Raw genomic sequence first — 18,302 nt, 5'->3', positions numbered from 1 at the left:
ACCTGCCATGACCGCCCTGAAGAACGACCGTTTCCTTCGTGCCCTGCTCAAGCAGCCCGTCGATGTCACGCCCGTCTGGATGATGCGCCAGGCCGGTCGCTACCTGCCCGAGTACCGTGCCACCCGCGCCAAGGCCGGTGACTTCATGAGCCTGTGCATGAACCCGGAGCTGGCCTGCGAGGTCACCCTGCAGCCGCTGGATCGCTATCCGCAGCTGGACGCGGCGATCCTCTTCTCCGACATCCTCACCATCCCCGACGCCATGGGGCAGGGCCTGTTCTTCGAGACCGGCGAGGGGCCGCGCTTCAGGAAGGTGGTCAGCAGCCAGGCCGATATCGACGCCCTGCCGATCCCTGATGCGGATAAGGACCTGGGCTATGTGATGGACGCCGTGCGGACCATCCGTCGCGAGCTGAATGGTCGCGTACCGCTGATCGGCTTCTCCGGCAGTCCCTGGACCCTGGCCACCTACATGGTCGAGGGCGGTTCCAGCCGCGACTTCCGCAAGTCCAAGGCCATGCTCTACAACGACCCCCAGGCCATGCATGCCCTGCTGGACAAGCTGGCCCAGTCGGTCACCGCCTACCTCAACGGCCAGATCCGCGCCGGCGCCCAGGCCGTGCAGATCTTCGACTCCTGGGGCGGCGCGCTCTCCGCTGCGGCCTACCAGGAGTTCTCCCTGGCCTACATGCGGAAGATCGTCGACGGCCTGATCCGCGAGCACGACGGCCGTCGCGTGCCGGTCATCCTCTTCACCAAGGGCGGCGGCCTCTGGCTGGAGTCCATGGCCGACACCGGCGCCGAGGCCCTGGGCCTGGACTGGACCTGCGACATCGGCAGCGCCCGCGCCCGCGTCGGCGACAAGGTCGCCCTGCAGGGCAACATGGACCCCTCGGTGCTCTACGCCAGCCCGGCCGCGATCCGTGCCGAGGTGGACCGTATCCTCGCCGCCTACGGCCCAGGCTCCGGCCATGTGTTCAACCTGGGCCACGGCATCACCCCGGAAGTGGACCCGGCCCATGCCGGCGCCTTCTTCGAGGCGGTGCACGAGCTGTCGGCGCAGTATCACGTCTGACCCACGGGGCCCGCGATCGCGGGCCTCGTGCTTTTCGCGGCGGACCTCGCCCTTGTCACGGGCATTGCATAGAATCCGCTACCTATACGGCTCAGGGAGGTGTGCGATGCGGCGAGTGGTGTTCAATCAGAAAGGTGGAGTGGGCAAGTCCAGCATTGCCTGCAACCTGGCTGCGGTGAGTGCATCCCAGGGGTACCGCACCCTGCTGATCGACCTGGATGCCCAGGCCAATTCCACCCATTACCTCACTGGGCTCACCGGCGAGGACATACCGGTCGGGATCGCCGATTTCTTCAAGCAGACCCTGTCGCCCACCGCCTTCCGCAAGGGCAAGGTGGACATCTACGAGACGCCTTTCGACAACCTGCACGTGGTGACCGCCACGGCGGAATTGGCCGACCTGCAGCCCAAGCTGGAGGCCAAGCACAAGATCAACAAGCTGCGGAAACTGCTGGAAGACCTGGCCGAGGACTATGACAGGATCTACCTGGATACGCCGCCAGCCCTCAACTTCTACACGGTTTCCGCACTGATCGCCGCCGATCGCTGCCTGATACCCTTCGATTGCGACAGCTTCTCCCGCAATGCCCTGTACGGCCTGCTGGCGGAGATCGAGGAGCTGAAGGAGGACCACAACGAAGGACTCGAAGTGGAAGGCATAGTGGTCAATCAGTTCCAGCCCCGCGCGTCGCTGCCCCAGCAGCTGCTGGACGAACTGGTTGAGGAGGGGCTGCCGGTGCTGCCCGTGAACCTGATGATGTCGGTGAAGATGCGCGAATCCCACCAGGCCTGCAAACCCCTGATCTACCTGGAACCCCGTCACAAGCTCACCCAGCAGTTCGTCGAGCTGCACGACCTTTTGGAAAGCTGAGAGCGCTACCCGCCGGGGCGGGGAGCGGTCATTTCACCAGCAGCAGGTCGCAGGGGGGATTCTGCAGGTAGCGCAACGCCAGGCTGCCCAGCAGGGCCTGGGTGATCAGGCTCCGACCGTGGCTGCCGACGGCCAGCAACTGTGGCCGGTGGGTGCCGATGGCGTCATCCATGGCTTTGGGCAGGGCCCCCCTGATCACGTCAAGCGCCACGCTTGGCACGGGTCCTTCCAGGCTGCCCAGCTCGTCTTCCAGCAGCTTGCCCAGCAGTTCTCGCTGGGTTGTGAGGAACTCCTCGGAGTTGCCGCCTTTCGAGAGCAGCCGTCCACCCAGTTCCATCACGTTAAGCGCCGTCATGCGCGCGCCTTCCGGCAGCAGGATGCAGGCTGTGCGCAGTGCGTCACAGGCGCACAGGGAAAAGTCCAGCGTGACGGCGGCATGCTGGTAGGGCTGTTCGGGGGCATCGCCCACCACCAGCAGCAGGGGCGAATTCAGGTGCCGGGCGACCCGCTCCAGGGTGGTGCCGATGAACAGTTCCGGTGCGTTGTGGTGGTGCCGGCCGATGACCAGCAGATCGGCCTGGCTGTCCGCCATTTCCTCGAGAATCTGCTGTGCCGGGCGCCCCTTGCGCAGGAGCACCTGGCAATCCGTCGCCCCCAGCTGTTCCAGCCGTTCGGCGAAGTGCCGCTGGGTGGCGTCCCGCAGGCTGCCTTGCACGGCATTGGGCAGGTGGTCCTCCAGGACATGCAGCAGCGACAGCCGCGCGCGATGCTGGCGGGCGAGTTGCACGGCGCGGCGCAGCGCGACGTCGGCCTCATGGCTGAGGTCGTGGGCGACCAGGATGTGTTCGATCATGGTGTAGGTCTCCTCGGAGGAAGTCACAGTCTGCGGCCTCCGCCGGAGCGACGAATTGATCCAGGGCAAGGCCGCTCAATGGGCCCGCAACTGGTAGAGCCCACGACTTTCCGCCACCACCTCGCCACTCGCGTCGATCAGTTGCAGTTCCAGCCAGTAGTCGGCCTTGCCCCTGTCCTCCGCCTCCTGTCGGATGCGCTGGATCTCGTCGCTGCCAAGGCGGGCGTCCACGCTGATATCGCCCCTGGCGGGGCGGCGGAAGCGCAGGTTGAGTTCCTTGACGATGGGGTAGAAGCGGCGGGCATCGAAACTGGTGAGGAAGAGCGCGCCCCCGGGAACCTCGGCCAGGGTGAAGAGGGCGCCGGCATAGAGGGTGCCGATATGGTTCTGGTTGCCCTCGAAAGGCATGCGCAGGCGCACATGGCCGGGCTCCAGTATCTCGGCCTTGAGGCCGCTGCGTTTGACGAAGGCGATCTGTTCCTCGGTCAGCTGGCGAACCAGTTCGATGGGCAAGGGCATGGCGGGCTCCTGGAAGGGGACTCCCAGAGCCTAGCCAGCGCCCGGCCATGGGCAATGACCAGGTCGGCCAGCCAGGCTGACTGAATCGCTCAGACGCCCTGGGTGCCCAGCCAGGCCAGCAACTGCGGCAGGGGCAGGGCGCCGCTCTGGCGCGCCACCTCCTGGCCATTCCTGAACAGGATGAGGGTCGGGATGGAGCGGATGCCCAGCTGCCCGGCCAGTTGCCGATTGGCTTCACTGTCCAGCTTGCCCAGCCGGCAGCGTCCCTGGAGCTTGGCAGCCGCTTGCTGGTAGACGGGGGCGAAAGCCTTGCAGGGGCCGCACCAGTCGGCCCAGACATCCACCAGCAGCGGCAGGTCGCCGCGCAGTTGCCGGGCGAAGGTGGTTTCGTCGAGGTCGAAGGGCACAGCGGGCAATACGGCGGATTTGCAGTGACCGCAGCGGGGCGAGTCGCCCAGCCGCGCGGCGGGAATGCGATTGAGGCCGGCGCATTGGGCGCAGGGTACGAGCAGGGGATCGGTCATGGAGGGCTCCAGGTCGGGAATGACACTGATCTGGAGCCGGGAGAGGAATAAATCAAGCCGTGGTCATTGCAGCGGCCAGATCCGCGGGATGACCAGCATCGCCACGCCCACCATCAGGATGTTCAGCGGGATGCCGATGCGCATGAAGTCGCTGAAGCGATAACCGCCGGCGTTGTAGACGAAGGTATTGGTCTGGTAGCCGATCGGGGTGGCGAAGCTGACGCTGGCGGCGAACATCACGGCCACCACGAAGGGGCGCGGATCGAGGCCGAGGCTCTGGGCGATGCCGATGGCGATGGGTGTCACCAGGACCGCCACGGCATTGTTGGAGAGGATCTCGGTGAGGATGGTGGTCAGCAGGTACACGAAGCCCAGCATCAGCAGGGGGCTGGCGTTGGGAATCGCCGCCATGGTCTTGTCCACCACCAGGTCGATCAGGCCGACCCTGTCCATGGCGATGCTGATGGCGAGCATGCCGAAGATCAGGCTGAGCACCTTCCAGTCCACCGCCTTGTAGGCGTCTTCCACATCCAGGCAGCGCGTGGCCAGAACCGTCGCGCAAGCGATTATCGCCAGTCCTTCGATGGGCATGAAGCTGAATGCCGAGAGGATGACCACTGCCAGAGTGGCGAGGATGGCGATGGGGGCCTTGTCCCGGCGATAGGCGCGTTCCTGGACGGCGTTGAGGCTGATCAGGTCGCCGTTGTCGGCGAAACGCTTGATCTGGGCCGGGGTGCCCTCCACCAGCATCACGTCGCCGAACTGCAGCTGGAAGTCGTCCAGGTTGCCCTGCACGTTCTCGTCCTGTCGATGCACGGCGAGCACGGCGATGCCGTATCGCGCGGTGAGGTCCAGGTCGCGCATGGGGCGGTGGCTGTAGCGTGAGTTCCGGCCGACGATGGCCTCGGCGACTATCACGTCATGGCTGCTGACGGTCTCGAAGGCCTCGCCCCGGTTGAAGCTGAGCTTGTTGCTTTCCCGCAGGTCCACCACGTCCTTGACCTGGCCGTGGAGCACCAGCAGGTCGCCCGAGGCGAGCACGGTGTCGTGGCCGGGCTCGGTGATTTCCTCCTCGTCGCGGAAGATCTTCAGGACTTTCAGGCCGCTGCCCCCGTTCAGGTTGGCTTCACCGATGGTGCGACCGATCACCGGGGAGTCACGGGGTACCAGCAACTCGCTCATGAAGGTACGGCCGAGGTCCGGACGCAGTTGCTTGGAGAGGGTCTCGCGATCCGGCAGGAGGCGACGGCTGAAGAGCATCAGGTAGATGAAGCCGACGGCGCAGAAGGCGAGGGCGGCCGGGGTGATCTCGAACATGCCGAAAGGCTCGAGTCCGGCCTTGCGGGCCACGCCATCCACCAGGATGTTGGTGGAGGTGCCGATCATGGTCAGCATGCCGCCCAGCACGGTGGCGTAGGACAGCGGGATGAGCAGTTTGGAGGGAGAGCTGCTGGCGCGCTTGGCCAGGGCGATGGCCACCGGCGTGAGGATGGCGACCACCGGCGTGTTGTTGAGGAAGGCGGACACGATCAGCGCGGTCAGCATCAGGCCGGCCAGCACGCGCGTCGGGCTGTCACCCACCAGGTCACCCAGCCAGTTGCCCAGTGCATCGATGCAGCCGGTACGCTCCAGGGCGGCGGAAAGCACGAACATGCAGGCGATGGTGACGGGTGCCGAGTTGGACAGCACGCCGAGCACGTCATGGGGCGTCAGCTGCTGGGCGGCCAGCAGCGCGGCGACGGCAATGGCCACCACCACATCCGGGCTCCACTTCTCACGCACGAAGGCGTAGAGAACCCAGACCAGCAGGGCAGACACGAAGAAGAGCGGGAAAGCGTCCCAGGACGGCATGGGGTTCCTTAAAAGGGCGTGCGAATCTCGTATGAGGTATCGGGCTCGCCTTCGAGGCACCCGCGCAAGGCCGCCAATTTAGTGGGGTTTTTTTAGAGAGTCTAAGATAATTTCTGAAGGTTTATATGCCTTTAGGTTATGAGCGGGAGGCTGTACCCGGGACTCTTCCGGAAGCTGTACCGCTGTCCGCGCGCGCGCCTCGTCTAGGCTCGGGTTTTACCTTTCCGGAGAACGATGAGATGCGGATGCTGGGTGTATTGGGCGGCATGAGCTGGGAGTCCACCCTGACCTACTACCAACTGCTGAATCGCGGTGTGCGGGACCGCCTGGGTGGCCTGCACTCCGCGTCCCTGCTGCTGCATTCGGTGGACTTCGCGCCGATCGCCGCCCAGCAGAAGGCCGGCGAATGGGCGGCCGCCGGAGCGGTGCTGGCCGAGGCGGCCCGCGGTCTGCAGGGGGCCGGCGCCACGGCGCTGCTGCTGGCCACCAACACCATGCACAAGGTGGCCGAGGCCATCGAGGCTGCGGTAGACATTCCCCTGTTGCACATCGGAGACGCCGTAGGTACGGCGTTGCAGGCCGGCGGGGTGACGCGGGCGGCCTTGCTGGGGACGCGCTTCACCATGCAGGAAGACTTCTATCGCGAGCGCCTGCGGCAACGCTTCGGCATCCAGGTCCTCACTCCGGACCCCGAGGCCATGGCGGAAGTCGACCGGGTGATCTTCCAGGAGCTGTGCCTGGGCCGTTTCCTGCCGGAGGCGCGGGATTTCTACCTGGCTGAACTGGAGCGGCTGAAGGTGCGGGGCGCGGAGGCGGCGATCCTCGGTTGCACCGAAATCGGCCTGCTGCTGGAGGGCTGCGATGCGCCGCTGCCGCTGGTGGACAGCGGCGAGCGGCATGTGGCGCTGGGGTTGGAGTGGATGCTTGAGGAGCCTACGAGGAGCAACTGATTTCCAGGTGCCTGCCCCATTCCGGTGGGCGTTCGGCATAGGCCTCCATGCCGGGCTGCTCGTCGAAGGGGCGTGACAGCACGGCGTGGAGACGGCGGACCTCCTCGTAGTCGCCCTGTTCCGCCGCCTCGATGGCACGCTGGGCCAGGTAATTGCGCAGGATGTAGCAGGGGTTCAGGCCATGCATGCGGGCCCGGCGGGCGTCCTGGTCCTCGCCTTCGCGAGCGGTGCGGGCCTTGTATTGGGCGCCCCAGGCATCGAAGCCGGCGAGGTCGATGAAGTCTTCACGCAGCCGGGCCAGCGCCGCGTCCACTTCCTGGTCGCCCAGGCGGCGGAAGAACTGGGTGTAGTCCACCGCGCTGCCCTGCATCAGCTTCAGCAGTGCCTGCACCAGGGCCTCGTCCCCATCCTCGGCCTGGGTGAAGCCCAGGCGGCGGCGCATCAGGTCCAGCCACTGGGCCTGGTAGAGCGGGAGGAAGAGACCGAGGCATTCCCGGAGATCGTCCACCTCGACGAAGGGGGTCAGTGCCTGGGCCAGGGCCGCCAGGTTCCAGTGGGCGATGGGCACCTGGTTGCTGAAGCTGTAGCGACCCGAGTCGTCGGAATGGTTGCAGATGTGGTTGGCGTCGAAATCATCGAGGAAGGCGTAGGGGCCGTAGTCGAAGGTGATGCCCAGGATCGACATGTTGTCGGTGTTCATCACGCCGTGGCAGAAGCCATAGGCCTGCCAGCGGGCGATCAGCTCGGCGTTGCGTTCCACCAGGGTGCGGAACATCGCCAGCCAGGGCTTCTCGGCGGCGAGGCAGTCGGGGAAGTGGCAGGCCAGCACATGTTCGCCAAGGACCTTCAACTGCTCATGCTGGCGGGTGTAGTAGAAGTATTCGAAATGGCCGAAGCGCACATGGCTCGGGGCCAGACGCATGACCATGGCGCCGGTTTCACGCTTCTCGCGGTACACCGGCGTGCTCGACCCGATGACGCAGAGGGCGCGGCTGGTGGGGATGCCCAGGGCGTGCAGGTGCTCGCTGGCGAGGAACTCGCGGATGGAGCTGCGCAGCACGGCGCGGCCGTCGCCCATGCGCGAGTAGGGGGTCTGCCCGGCGCCCTTGAGGTGCAGGTCCCAGTGCTCCCCGGCCTCGTTCACCACCTCCCCCAGCAGCAGGCCGCGGCCATCCCCCAGGCGTGGGTTGTAGGCGCCGAACTGGTGCCCGGAATAGACCATGGCCCTGGGCTGGGCGTCGGACCAGAGCTTGTGCCCGGAGAACAGCTCGGCGAACAGGGTCGACTCCGCCTCGGTCGGGTCCAGGTCGAGCAGGGCCAGGGCGGCGGGGCTGGCCACCACCAGGCGCGGTTCGTCCAGGGGCTCGGGCAGCACCTCGGTGGAGAAGGCATCGCCCAGGCGGGCGAAGCGGTTGTCGAAAGTAAGGGTGTCGAGGGTCTTCATGGGCTCAGCTTGTCATGCCGTGATCGGGCCGGGAAGCGGCGTCGGCATCGTCGTTGGGCGCGGACTCGGGCTGCATCGCCTTGCGGCTGAGGGTGATGTCCATCTTCGGCACGCTGGAGGTGTTGATGCCATGTTCCTCGAACAACTGGTCGATACGCCGGTTCAGTTCGTCGGTGGCCAGGCCGCGATCCCCCAGCTCCCGCACGTAGATCTTCAGCTCGTGCTCCAGGGTGCTGGCGCCGTAGGTCTTCAACTGGACGCTGGGTGCCGGGTCGCGCAACACGCGGCTGTTCTCCTGGGTGGCCTGCAGCAGCAGCTTGCGCACCAGTTCCAGGTCGGCGCCCCGGTTGACGTTGTAGACCAGCACGATGCGGGTGACGGTGTCGGTCAGGGTCCAGTTGATCAGTTGGCTGGTGAGGAAGGTCTGGTTGGGCACTATCACCTCCTTGCGGTCGCTGTCGGTGATGTGGGTGGCGCGGATGCGGATCCGGTTCACCGTGCCGGTGACGGTGCCGATGGTGACCAGGTCGCCGATGCGCACGGGACGCTCGAACAGCAGGATCAGGCCGGAGATGAAGTTGGCGAAGATCGCCTGCATGCCGAAGCCGATGCCCACCGAGAGCGCGGCCACCAGCCATTGCAGCTTGTCCCAGCTGACGCCGAGCGTGGACAGCGCGGTGACGAAGCCCAGGCCGGCGATGGCGTAGGAGAGCAGGGTGGTGGTGGCATAGGCGCTTCCTTGGGCGAGCCTGAGCCGTGACAGCACCAGAACTTCCAGCAGGCCCGGCAGGTTGCGCGCCAGGGCGATGGTGATGCCGGCGATGATCAGCGCCCCGAGGACGTCCAGCAGGCTGATGGGCACCAGAGTGGCGGCCGCGCCGGTGCCGCTGGTGTACTGGTACAGGGTGACCTGGTCGAGGTAGGCGAACACCGAGATCAGGTCGGCCCAGACCAGGTAGAGGCAGGCGATGAAGACGCCCAGCAGCGCCAGGCGGATCAGCCGCAGGGACTGCTGGTTGATCTGCTCGATATCCAGGGTGGGCTCTTCCACCACCACTTCGTCGCCCTCGGCATTCTCCTTGGGCTGGGCCTGGCGTTTGGCGAGCACCCGTTGATAGGCGAGGCGTCGGGCCGCGACGCCCAGGCCGCGGACGAACGCGGCCTCCACCAGCAGCACGAGGATCAGCAGGTAGAGGGTGTTGATCAGCCGGTCGGTGAGCTTCAGGGAGGTGTAGTAGTAGCCGAAGCCCACGGCGACGATGAAGGCCAGGGGCAGCAGGGTGAAGGCCACGCCGATCAGCAGGCGGAAGGGCGAGGTCTGCTCGCGCATCGGCTCGGCCAGCAGCAGGTTGCTCAGCACCAGGGCCATCAGGGCGTAGCAACTGAGCACCACGAGCACGCCGATGATGTCGTCGGCCAGTGCGGCAGGCTGGTGCTCGGCGACCGTGACGATGGCCACCAGGGCCATGACGATGCCGCCCAGGCGACGGATCTGGCCACGCAGGAAGGCCACTTGCGGACGGTCCCAGTGGAAGTGCAGTTCGGCGATGCCGCCGGGGGCGAGGATGCGGTAGAGGGTGTAGAACACCATCCAGGCCTGGGCCATTTCCATCAGGGCGGCGCCCAGGGTGGCATTCTGGCCCCGGGCGTCGATCTGCAGGGCGAAGCCGCACAGCGCCAGGAACAGGCTGACCGGCAGGGCCAGGAGCACGGTGATGAGCAGGGCCAGCGGCGTATGCAGCTGGCTATCGCGCCTGAAGTGCCCCACGTCCTGGTTGAGGGCGTCGAGGCGGGCGTAGAGGTAGCGGCGCTTCCACAGCAGGCTGCCGATCACCAGCAACAGCGGCAGGAACAGCCAGGGACGGTCCACCAGGCCTTCGCCCAGTTCGACCAGGCCAGAGCCCCAGGGCATTTCCGCCAGTTGGCGCTCCAACTGCTGGGGCGCCGATTTCAGCCAGTTCAGGTCCAGCGGCTTGTTGCTGGGGATCCAGAACATCTGCTCTTCGAGCGTCTTGCGCAGGGCGGTCGAAGTTTCCTGGAGCTGCTTCTGGTTCAGTTGCAGGGTGATGGATTCGTTGAGCAGGTTGTTCAGTTCGCGGCCGAGGCGATCCAGGAGTTCGCCCCGGGTCGAGACCAGGTCCGTCAGCGTGGCGCGCAGCTCCGGGGTCACCTGTTCCGACGGCTGCTGGGCCAGCAGGCTGTCGACGTAGTCCTGGGAATTGCTCAGTTTTTCCCGCTGCTGGTTCAGCTCGAACTGGTACAGGCGGATATCAGCGATTTCGTCCGCCAGGTTGTTGTCCAGCTTCAGTTGCGGAAGGGCCTGCTTCTGCTGGTAGAGGATCTTGGCCAGCAGCAGGCTGCCTCTCAGTACGCTGATCTGCTCTTCCAGCGCCTGGTCGGCCTGACTCAGGTTGTCCAGTTGCTGGCGGGTCTGCAGGTTGCGCTGGGTCAGCTCGTTGAGCCGGTCGGTGGTCCGTAGCAGGTAGTCGGACATCTTCAGGTTGATGGCGCTTTCCTTGGCCACCAGGCTGTCGGGGGTGGCCTCGCCGGCCTCCCGGTTCAGCTGCGCCACCGTCTGCTCCGAGCTTTCCCGGCGCATGTCGTTGATCAGCGATTGCAGGTCGAGGGTCACCTGCTCCAGCCGGCGGATGCGCTCCATCAACAGGTCGCGCTGGGCGTTGCCCAGGTCCTGCAGCAGGCTGTTGCCGGCCAGCTCTTCGCGGCGCAGCTCGGTCTGGGCGGTCAGGGCGGACTGTTCGGCGACCAGCAGGCCGCGCTGTTCGTCGCTGATGGCCTTGCCCGCGTCCTTGCCGCTCTTGAGCAGGCCGTTGATCTGCTGGATGCGGGTCTGGTTGGCGCTGATCTCGGCCTGGGCCCGCTCCGGGCGGGTCTGGGAGGTGATGATCAGGCTGTTGGCCTCGGCCAGGGACTTCTGCAGCTCCCCCTGTTCGGTGCTGCGCTCGTCCAGCAGCTTCTCCAGGTCCGGCAGGGGGGACTTGGCATAGCGCTGGGCCACCGCCACCGGCGGGTTGGACTTCAGTCGCGCCAGCTCGCGCTGGGCCTCGCTGATCAGGCGCGGAGCGTCCGCCAGCTGCCGCTTGAGGGCGGCCAGGTCCTGCTTGCTCTGCTCCTGGCTGCTGGTGAAGGCCAGGGTCTGCTCCTCGATCGAGGGCTGGGCGGTGTCGGCTGACGCGGCCTTGCTGTCCGCGGGCGCCGTGGGCTTGGCGATCACGCCGGGCGTGGCGGGCGCAGCGGTGGACAGGTTGGGGGACAGGCAGAACCCCAGCAGGGCGGCGGCAAGGAGGGATCGCAGGGTGGCTGTCATCGCGATGGGGTGGCTCGGGTTGGCGTGCGGCTAATCATATGCCAGGGCGGCCCTGGTGGGGCCGTCCGGCGCAAGCGGATGTGATTCGGGTTCCGTGGATCGTGCCCACGAGCTCTGGAAGGGTTGAGCCAGAGCGGCTGCTTAAAGGAAGAGCCCGGGTCGTGCCTGACCTTCGGGGAATTTGACGCCGACCTTGCGCACCTTGTTCCCTTCCATCAGCGCAACGGTCCAGGTCAGGCCGTTCCATTCCACCTGGTCGCCCACCACCGGCTCACCGCCGATCTCGTGGGCGATGAAGCGACCCAGGGGCTGCTGGCCATCGAGTTCGCCGAGCTTGAGGCCGTAGAGCGAGGCCACCGCCGACAGCTGGGCGTCGCCTTCCAGCACGAAGTCACCGAAGAAGCGCAGGTCGAGGCCGCGTTGCGGCGCCTGGCTGAACAGCTTGCCGAGGGCCGACAGGTCGTGCTCGTGGCCTACCACGCAGAGGATGTCGCCCGCTTCCAGGGTGGTACTGCCCGACGGGTGGAGCAGTTCCTTGCCGCGGAACAGGGCGGCGATGCGGGTGCCTTCGGGCATCTTCAGTTCCCGCAGGGCGGCGCCGATGCACCACTTCTCGGCGCCCAGGCGATAGACGAACAACTCCCACTCGCTGGTGGGGTGCACCTCCAGGCCGGCGCGGGAGATGGGCGCCGGCTCCGGGGGGACCTCCACTCGCAGCAGCTTGGCCGCCCAGGGCAGGCTGGTGCCCTGGAGCACCAGCGAGACCAGTACGATGAAGAAGGCCACGTTGAAGAACAGCTGGGCGTTGGGCAGCCCCGCCATCAGCGGGAACACCGCCAGGATGATGGGCACCGCGCCGCGCAGGCCGACCCAGGCGATGAAGGCTTTCTCCCGGTCGTGGAAGGCGCGGAACGGCAGCAGGCCGAGGAAGATCGACAGCGGCCGCGCGAACACGATCATCCACAACGCCAGGCCCAGGGCCGGAAGGATGATCGGCAGCAGCTCGTGGGGCGTTACCAGCAGGCCCAGCACCAGGAACATGCCGATCTGGGCCAGCCAGGTCAGGCCGTCGAGCATGTGCAGGATGCCGTGGCGGGAGCGGATCGGGCGGTTGCCGAGGAACAGGCCGAAGAGGTAGACCGCGAGGATGCCGCTGCCGCTCGCGGCGTTGGTCACGGCGAACACCAGCAGGCCGCCGGCCACCACCAGCAAGGGATAGAGGCCGTTGGCCAGGGTCAGGCGGTTGATCAGTTGCAGCATCAGCCAGCCCCCCGTGAAGCCCAGCAGGGCGCCCAGGCCGAACTGCTGGACGATGTGGACGACGAAGCTCCAGCTGAAGCCGGTCTGGCCGCTGGCGAGCATCTCGATCAGGGTGACGGTGAGGAACACCGCCATTGGGTCGTTGCTGCCCGACTCGATTTCCAGGGTGGCGCTGACCCGCTCGTTCAGGCCTTTGCCACCCAGCAGGCTGAACACCGCCGCGGCATCGGTGGAGCCGACGATGGCGCCGATCAGCAGGCCTTCCAGGGTGCTCAGGTTGAACAGCCAGGCGGCGGCGACGCCGGTCAGGCCGGCGGTGATGAGCACGCCGACGGTGGCCAGGGAGAGCGAGGGCCAGAGGGCCACGCGGAAGGTGGCGGCCCGCGTTCGCAGGCCACCGTCCAGAAGGATGATGGCCAGCGCCAGGTTGCCCACCAGGTAGGCCTGGGAGTAGTTGGTGAAGACGATGCCGCCGGGGCCGTCGCTGCCGGCCAGCATGCCGACCACGAGGAAGACCACCAGGATGGGGACGCCGAAGCGCGACCCGAAGGCGCTGACCAGAATGCTCATGCCTACCAGCACCGCGCCGATCAGGAACAGGCTATTGATGGCAGCGGCATCCACTGGCGGCTCCTTGCATTGGAATGGGGGATTCGAGGAAATGCAGGGGGCGCCTGCGGGAAGATTCTAACCTGCCGACGGCGCGTTCCTGCAAGATTTCATGCAGGGTTCTTGCCAGGCCCGGCGCAGGGTCTGACTGTCGGGACGACGGAAGGGCGCATCGCGGAGGCGACGCCAACCCCCCGGGAACGGGGACGCTCAAAAAAAGCCCCGCATGTGCGCGGGGCATGAAACCGTCGAAAGGGGGGGCTAGAACCAGCTGTCCTGCATGGCCAGGCAGGTGTCGTCGCGGGCTTCCAGCAGGGCCAGTTCGTGGTGGCAGCCGGGCACTTCCCAGGTGAGGAAGTAGCGGGCGGCCTGCAACTTGCCCTTGTAGAAATCGGCGTCGGCGGCGTTGCCACGCGCCAGGCCTTCCTGGGCGCGGATCGCCTGCTCCAGCCAGCGCCAGCCGATCACGGCGTGGCCGAAGACCTTCAGGTAGAGCGCCGAGTTGGCCAGGGCGCGGTTCACCTGGCCCTGCATCAGGTCGCCCAGAAGCCCGAGGGTAACGCTGGAAAGGCGCTTCATCAGGGTTTCCAGCGGCTGGCGCAGGTCGTCCAGTGAGTCGAAGGCGGCGGCACGCTCGCAGCACTGGTTGATCAGGCGAGTCAGTTGCTTGAGTCCGGCGCCCTGGTTCTGCGCCAGTTTGCGGCCCAGCAGGTCCAGGGACTGGATGCCGTGGGTGCCCTCGTGGATCGGGTTGAGGCGGTTGTCGCGGTAGTACTGCTCCACCGGATACTCGCGGGTGTAGCCATGCCCGCCGAGGATCTGGATCGCCAGCTCGTTGGCCTTGAGGCAGAACTCCGAGGGCCAGGACTTGACGATGGGGGTGAGCAGGTCCAGCAGTTCATGGGCCTGCTTGCGCTCGTCCTCGGTGTCGAGGGTCTGGGTGTCGTCGAACAGGCGGGCGGCGTACAGGCCGAGGTCGAAGGCGCCTTCCACATAGGCCTTCTGGGTCAGCAGCATGCGGCGCACGTCGGCGTGCTCGATGATGGGCACCTGGGGCGAGGTCGGGTCCTTGCCGTCCGGGCGGCGGCCTTGCGGGCGTTCGCGGGCGTAGTCGAGGGAGTAGAGGTAGCCGGCGTAGCCCAGCATCACCGCGCCCATGCCGACGCCGATGCGCGCCTCGTTCATCATCTGGAACATGTAGGCCAGCCCCTGGTGGGGCTTGCCCACGAGGTAGCCGACGCAATCGCCGTTGTCCCCGAAGTTGAGGGCGGTGGAGGTGGTGCCGCGATAGCCCATCTTGTGGAAGAGGCCGGCGAGGATGACGTCGTTGCGCTTGCCCAGGGAGCCGTCATCGTTGACCAGGAACTTGGGCACGATGAACAGCGAGATGCCTTTCACCCCGGGCGGGGCGTCCGGCAGCTTGGCCAGGACCATGTGCACGATGTTCTCCGACAACGGGTGGTCGCCGCCGGAAATGAAGATCTTGTTGCCCTTGATGCGGTAGCTGCCGTCGCCGGCCGGTTCTGCACGGGTGCGGATGTCCGACAGGGAGGAGCCGGCGTGGGGCTCGGTGAGCGCCATGGTGCCGAAGAAGCGACCCTCGATCATGGGTTGGAGGAAGCGCTGTTTCTGTTCCTCGCTGCCGAAACTCTCGATCAGGTTGGCCGCGCCCATGGTCAGGAAGGGGTAGGCGGAGCTGCCGACGTTGGCCGACTGGAAGTGGGCGAAGCAGGCCTGGGACAGCAGCGTCGGCAACTGCATGCCGCCCTGTTCGAAACTGCGGGTGGCGTTGAGGAAGCCGGCCTCGAGGAAGGCGTCCACGGCCGGCTTCACGTCCGGGATCAGCGTGGCGGCGCCGTCGTGATATTCCGGTTCGTTCTCGTCGCCCTTGCGGTTGTGCGGCGCGAAGAATTTCTCGGCGATGCTACGGGCGGTCCCCAGGGCGGCGTCGAAGGTTTCGCGGTTGTGCTCGGCGAAACGCTCGCGCTGGGTCAGGGCTTCGGCATCCAGCACTTCGTAGAGTTCGAAGGCCAGGTTGCGGGAACTGAGCAGGGTCTCGGACATGGTGGCTCTCCGGTGGGATCGACCCAGTCTAGGTCGGTGAATGAAGGGCGCCTAGCAACATCCATATGCGTGATAAAGAGGGTGCAGCCGTGGTGAGCCGCCGACTGTTAAACTGCGCGCCTTGCGAGGACTCCCCGATGAACTACCGCCATGCCTTCCACGCCGGCAACCATGCCGACGTGCTCAAACATTTCACCCTGGCCCGCCTGATCGCGCTGCTGTCGCGCAAGGAGGCGCCCTTCGCCTACCTGGACACCCACGCCGGCATCGGTCTCTACGACCTCCTGGGCGACCAGGCCAGCCGCACCGACGAATGGCGTGAAGGAATCGGCCGTCTCTGGAACCTGTCCGACCTGCCGGCGCCCCTGGAGGATTACCTGGGGGTGGTTCGCGCGCTCAATCCCGGTGGCGCGCTGCGCTACTACCCCGGCTCGCCCGAGGTCGCTCGTCGGTTGACCCGGCCCCAGGACCGTCTGCGCCTGAACGAGAAGCACCCGGAGGATGGCGTCCTGCTGAAAGAGAACATGGCCGGCGACCGCCGGGTCCACGTCAATCTGGGCGAGGGCTGGCACCTGCCCCGGGCCTTGCTGCCGGTGCCGGAAAAGCGTGCGTTGATGCTGATCGATCCGCCTTTCGAGCAGGGCGATGACCTGGAGCGATGCGTCATGGCGTTGAAAGAGGCCATCGGCCGCATGCGCCAGACGGTGGTGGCGATCTGGTACCCGATCAAGGACCAGCGTCAGCTCAAGCGCTTCTACCAGGGCCTGGAATCCAGCGGCGCGCCCAAGCTGCTGCGGGCCGAACTCCGGGTCAATGCCGCGGACAACGCCTTGGGCCTGAACGGTTCGGGCCTGGCCATTGCCAATCCGCCGTGGGGGATCGAGGACGAATTGCGCCAGACCCTGCCCTGGCTGGCGGAGCACCTGGCGCAGAGCCAGGGTGGCTGGCAGCTGGACTGGCTGATCGCCGAGTGATCAGCCGCGCCCCGGCTCCACGTAGTAGGTCAGCTGCTGGCGCGGGTTGAGGTATTCCAGCACCTCGATCGGCAACTGCGACGGCCGCAGGCTCCGGGCGATGGCCAGGCCCGGTTCCTGCTCCAGGTCGAGGATCAAGGCTTCCTGCTTGGGGATGCCCGGGTCATGCAGGACCACCGTCGGCCGCAAGGGCAGCGTCGGGTTCATGCCCAGGACCAGCGCGTAGCGTTCGTCATCCAGTTGCACCAGGCTGCCCGGCGGATAGACCCCCATGGCACGGATGAAGGCCTTCAACGCCACTTCGTCGAAGCGTGAGCGCTGCTGCTTGAACATCAGGGCGAGGGCTTCATGGGGGCTCAGGGCGTTGCGTGGGTCCGGCGGGTTGCAGAGGTTGTCGAACTGGTTGGCGATGGCCGCCAGCTTGCTCAGGCGTCCGATGCCCGCTTCCCGCAGGCCGCGCGGGTACCCCGTGCCGTCGCAGTGTTCATGGTGCTCGTGGATGATCCGCAGCACCTCGTCATCCAGCATCAGGCGCTGGCCCATGCGCAGTCCGAATTCGGTGTGCAGCTGCAGGAGCTGCTGCTCGGGCCGGGTCAGGGGCCCGGGCTTGAGCAGCACCTTGCTGGGGACCTCCATCTTGCCGATGTCGTGGAGCAGCGCGCCCAGCCCGAGGCTGTGGCAGGCCTCGGCGTCCAGGCCCAGCTGGCGCCCCAGCAGCAGGGCCAGCACCGTGACGTTGAGGGCATGGAAATAGGCATCCTCGGCGGCCTTGCCGGTGATGCTGTGGAGCACCACGCCCGGCTCCCCGAGCAAGGTGTCCACCAGGTCCACCACGATGGCGCCGGCCTGCTGGATGGCTTCTTCCGGCCGGCTGCGCAGGGTCTGGTTGAGGGCCTTGACCCGCTGGCTGGCCTGCACGAAGCGGCGGTCCACTTCGGCGACCCGCTGGCGCAGTTTGCGGAGCTTCTGCGCGCGGGATTCCCGGGCGCGGGCCTCGGGATCTTCCTGTGGGGGAGGCGGGGCCGGGCTGTCCGGAATGTCCAGGGGCAGGGGCTCGCAGTCGCTGCGGCTCGGGTCGTAGCGCAGGCGCTTGAGACCCAGGCTGCGCAACGCGCGGATCTGCCCCTCGTCCTTGATCCTGAAGTTGCTGAAGGCGAAGTCGTGCTCCCACCAGCCCAGCTCCAGCTGGATGTAGAGGCCGATGCAGAGCTGTTCGGGACGGATGTACTGGGCTTGGGGCGACATGTCCGGGTTCAGTGGCGATTGGCCATGTGAGTCTAACCCGTCAGGGGGCGCCCCGCCTGCCCTGCCTTCAGGCGGGCAGGCAGACCCCGGTTCCCCCCAGTCCGCAGTAACCGCCCGGGTTCTTGGCCAGGTACTGCTGGTGATAGGCCTCGGCGTAGTAGAAGGCCGGCGCCTCCCGGATCTCGGTGGTGATGCCGCCGAAGCCGGACCGTTCCAGTTCGGCCTGGAAGCGCTCGCGGCTGGCTTCGGCGGCGGCCAGTTGGGCCGGGCTGTAGCAGTAGATGGCCGAGCGGTACTGGGTGCCGACATCGTTGCCCTGGCGCATGCCCTGGGTGGGGTTGTGGGCCTCCCAGAACACCTTGAGCAGTGCTTCGTAGCTGGTTTCCCGGGGGTCGAACACCACCAGCACCACTTCGGTGTGACCGGTCAGGCCGGAGCAGACCTCGTCATAGGTGGGGTTGGGGGTGGCGCCGCCGGCGTAGCCCGCCGCGGTGGTCCACACGCCGGGTTGCTGCCAGAAGCGGCGCTCGGCACCCCAGAAACAACCCAGGCCGAACTGCGCGACTTCGAAGCCGGCGGGGAAGGGGCCCTGAAGCGGGTGGCCGTTGACGTAATGAGCGTCAGGCACCGGCATCGGCGCATCGCGGCCGGGCAGTGCCTGGGCGGCTGTGGGCAGTTCCAGCTTGTGGGCGAGGATTTGCGAACGCAGGACCATCGGTCTTCTCCTGTCGTGAACGG

General features: G+C 66.6%; 14 protein-coding genes. 4 read left to right on the top strand and 10 right to left on the bottom strand.

All coding sequences use genetic code 11. From position 1 onward, the window contains the following. Nucleotides 1-7 precede the first annotated feature (7 nt). Complete coding sequence (hemE, locus tag KF707C_RS26515) at nt 8-1,075, top strand: uroporphyrinogen decarboxylase (protein ID WP_003453178.1); 1,068 nt, start codon at nt 8-10, stop codon at nt 1,073-1,075. Between the two features lie 106 nt (nt 1,076-1,181). Next, entirely contained in the window at nt 1,182-1,946 is a 765-nt protein-coding gene (locus KF707C_RS26510; protein ID WP_003453177.1) for a ParA family protein, read from the top strand. A 28-nt stretch (nt 1,947-1,974) separates the two neighbouring features. On the opposite strand, the gene KF707C_RS26505 is transcribed toward KF707C_RS26510, so the two are convergent. The 4 genes from KF707C_RS26505 to KF707C_RS26490 all read right to left on the bottom strand — a co-directional run bounded on the left by KF707C_RS26505 (nt 1,975) and on the right by KF707C_RS26490 (nt 5,693). Beyond that, nucleotides 1,975-2,799: a universal stress protein gene (locus KF707C_RS26505; RefSeq protein WP_003453176.1), complete on the bottom strand. Its 825-nt coding sequence runs from the start codon at nt 2,797-2,799 to the stop codon at nt 1,975-1,977. Nucleotides 2,800-2,874: 75 nt separating this feature from the next. Continuing rightward, nucleotides 2,875-3,318: a PaaI family thioesterase gene (locus KF707C_RS26500; RefSeq protein WP_003453175.1), complete on the bottom strand. Its 444-nt coding sequence runs from the start codon at nt 3,316-3,318 to the stop codon at nt 2,875-2,877. 89 nt (nt 3,319-3,407) lie between these two features. Further along, nucleotides 3,408-3,842, bottom strand: a complete 435-nt coding sequence (gene trxC, locus KF707C_RS26495; RefSeq protein ID WP_003453174.1) for a thioredoxin TrxC — start codon at nt 3,840-3,842, stop codon at nt 3,408-3,410. A 63-nt stretch (nt 3,843-3,905) separates the two neighbouring features. Beyond that, nucleotides 3,906-5,693 carry an SLC13 family permease gene (locus KF707C_RS26490; RefSeq protein ID WP_003453172.1) on the bottom strand — a complete coding sequence of 596 codons (1,788 nt, stop codon included), beginning with the start codon at nt 5,691-5,693 and terminating at the stop codon, nt 3,906-3,908. 239 nt (nt 5,694-5,932) lie between these two features. Between KF707C_RS26490 and KF707C_RS26485 the strand changes: the two genes are divergently transcribed. Further along, nucleotides 5,933-6,643: an aspartate/glutamate racemase family protein gene (locus KF707C_RS26485; RefSeq protein ID WP_036993214.1), complete on the top strand. Its 711-nt coding sequence runs from the start codon at nt 5,933-5,935 to the stop codon at nt 6,641-6,643. Here the strand turns inward: KF707C_RS26485 and selO are convergent. From selO to KF707C_RS26465, 4 genes are all read right to left on the bottom strand, one after another. Continuing rightward, nucleotides 6,627-8,087: a protein adenylyltransferase SelO gene (selO, locus tag KF707C_RS26480; RefSeq protein ID WP_003453168.1), complete on the bottom strand. Its 1,461-nt coding sequence runs from the start codon at nt 8,085-8,087 to the stop codon at nt 6,627-6,629. The two genes, KF707C_RS26485 and selO, sit on opposite strands and share 17 nt — an antisense overlap. A 4-nt stretch (nt 8,088-8,091) precedes the next feature. Further along, entirely contained in the window at nt 8,092-11,412 is a 3,321-nt protein-coding gene (gene mscK / locus KF707C_RS26475) for a mechanosensitive channel MscK (RefSeq protein ID WP_003453166.1), read from the bottom strand. A 141-nt stretch (nt 11,413-11,553) separates the two neighbouring features. Further along, nucleotides 11,554-13,296, bottom strand: a complete 1,743-nt coding sequence (locus tag KF707C_RS26470; protein WP_003453165.1) for a potassium/proton antiporter — start codon at nt 13,294-13,296, stop codon at nt 11,554-11,556. Nucleotides 13,297-13,542: 246 nt separating this feature from the next. Next, nucleotides 13,543-15,345 carry an acyl-CoA dehydrogenase gene (locus tag KF707C_RS26465; protein ID WP_003453162.1) on the bottom strand — a complete coding sequence of 601 codons (1,803 nt, stop codon included), beginning with the start codon at nt 15,343-15,345 and terminating at the stop codon, nt 13,543-13,545. Nucleotides 15,346-15,482: 137 nt separating this feature from the next. On the opposite strand from KF707C_RS26465, the gene KF707C_RS26460 reads away from it, so the two are divergent. Continuing rightward, a complete protein-coding gene (locus KF707C_RS26460) occupies nt 15,483-16,319 on the top strand; it encodes a 23S rRNA (adenine(2030)-N(6))-methyltransferase RlmJ (RefSeq protein ID WP_003453160.1) in 837 nt (278 codons plus the stop codon). On the opposite strand, the gene KF707C_RS26455 is transcribed toward KF707C_RS26460, so the two are convergent. Both KF707C_RS26455 and msrA read right to left on the bottom strand, forming a co-directional pair. Next, nucleotides 16,320-17,564: an HD-GYP domain-containing protein gene (locus KF707C_RS26455; RefSeq protein ID WP_003453158.1), complete on the bottom strand. Its 1,245-nt coding sequence runs from the start codon at nt 17,562-17,564 to the stop codon at nt 16,320-16,322. A 67-nt stretch (nt 17,565-17,631) separates the two neighbouring features. Further along, complete coding sequence (msrA, locus tag KF707C_RS26450) at nt 17,632-18,279, bottom strand: peptide-methionine (S)-S-oxide reductase MsrA (RefSeq protein WP_003453157.1); 648 nt, start codon at nt 18,277-18,279, stop codon at nt 17,632-17,634. Nucleotides 18,280-18,302: the final 23 nt, after the last annotated feature.

Origin of the sequence: Pseudomonas furukawaii, from assembly GCF_002355475.1 — a bacterium.
GTDB lineage: Bacteria > Pseudomonadota > Gammaproteobacteria > Pseudomonadales > Pseudomonadaceae > Metapseudomonas > Metapseudomonas furukawaii.
Note: the sequence above shows the minus strand (reverse complement) of the source record. Positions and strands in the feature narration are given on the sequence as shown.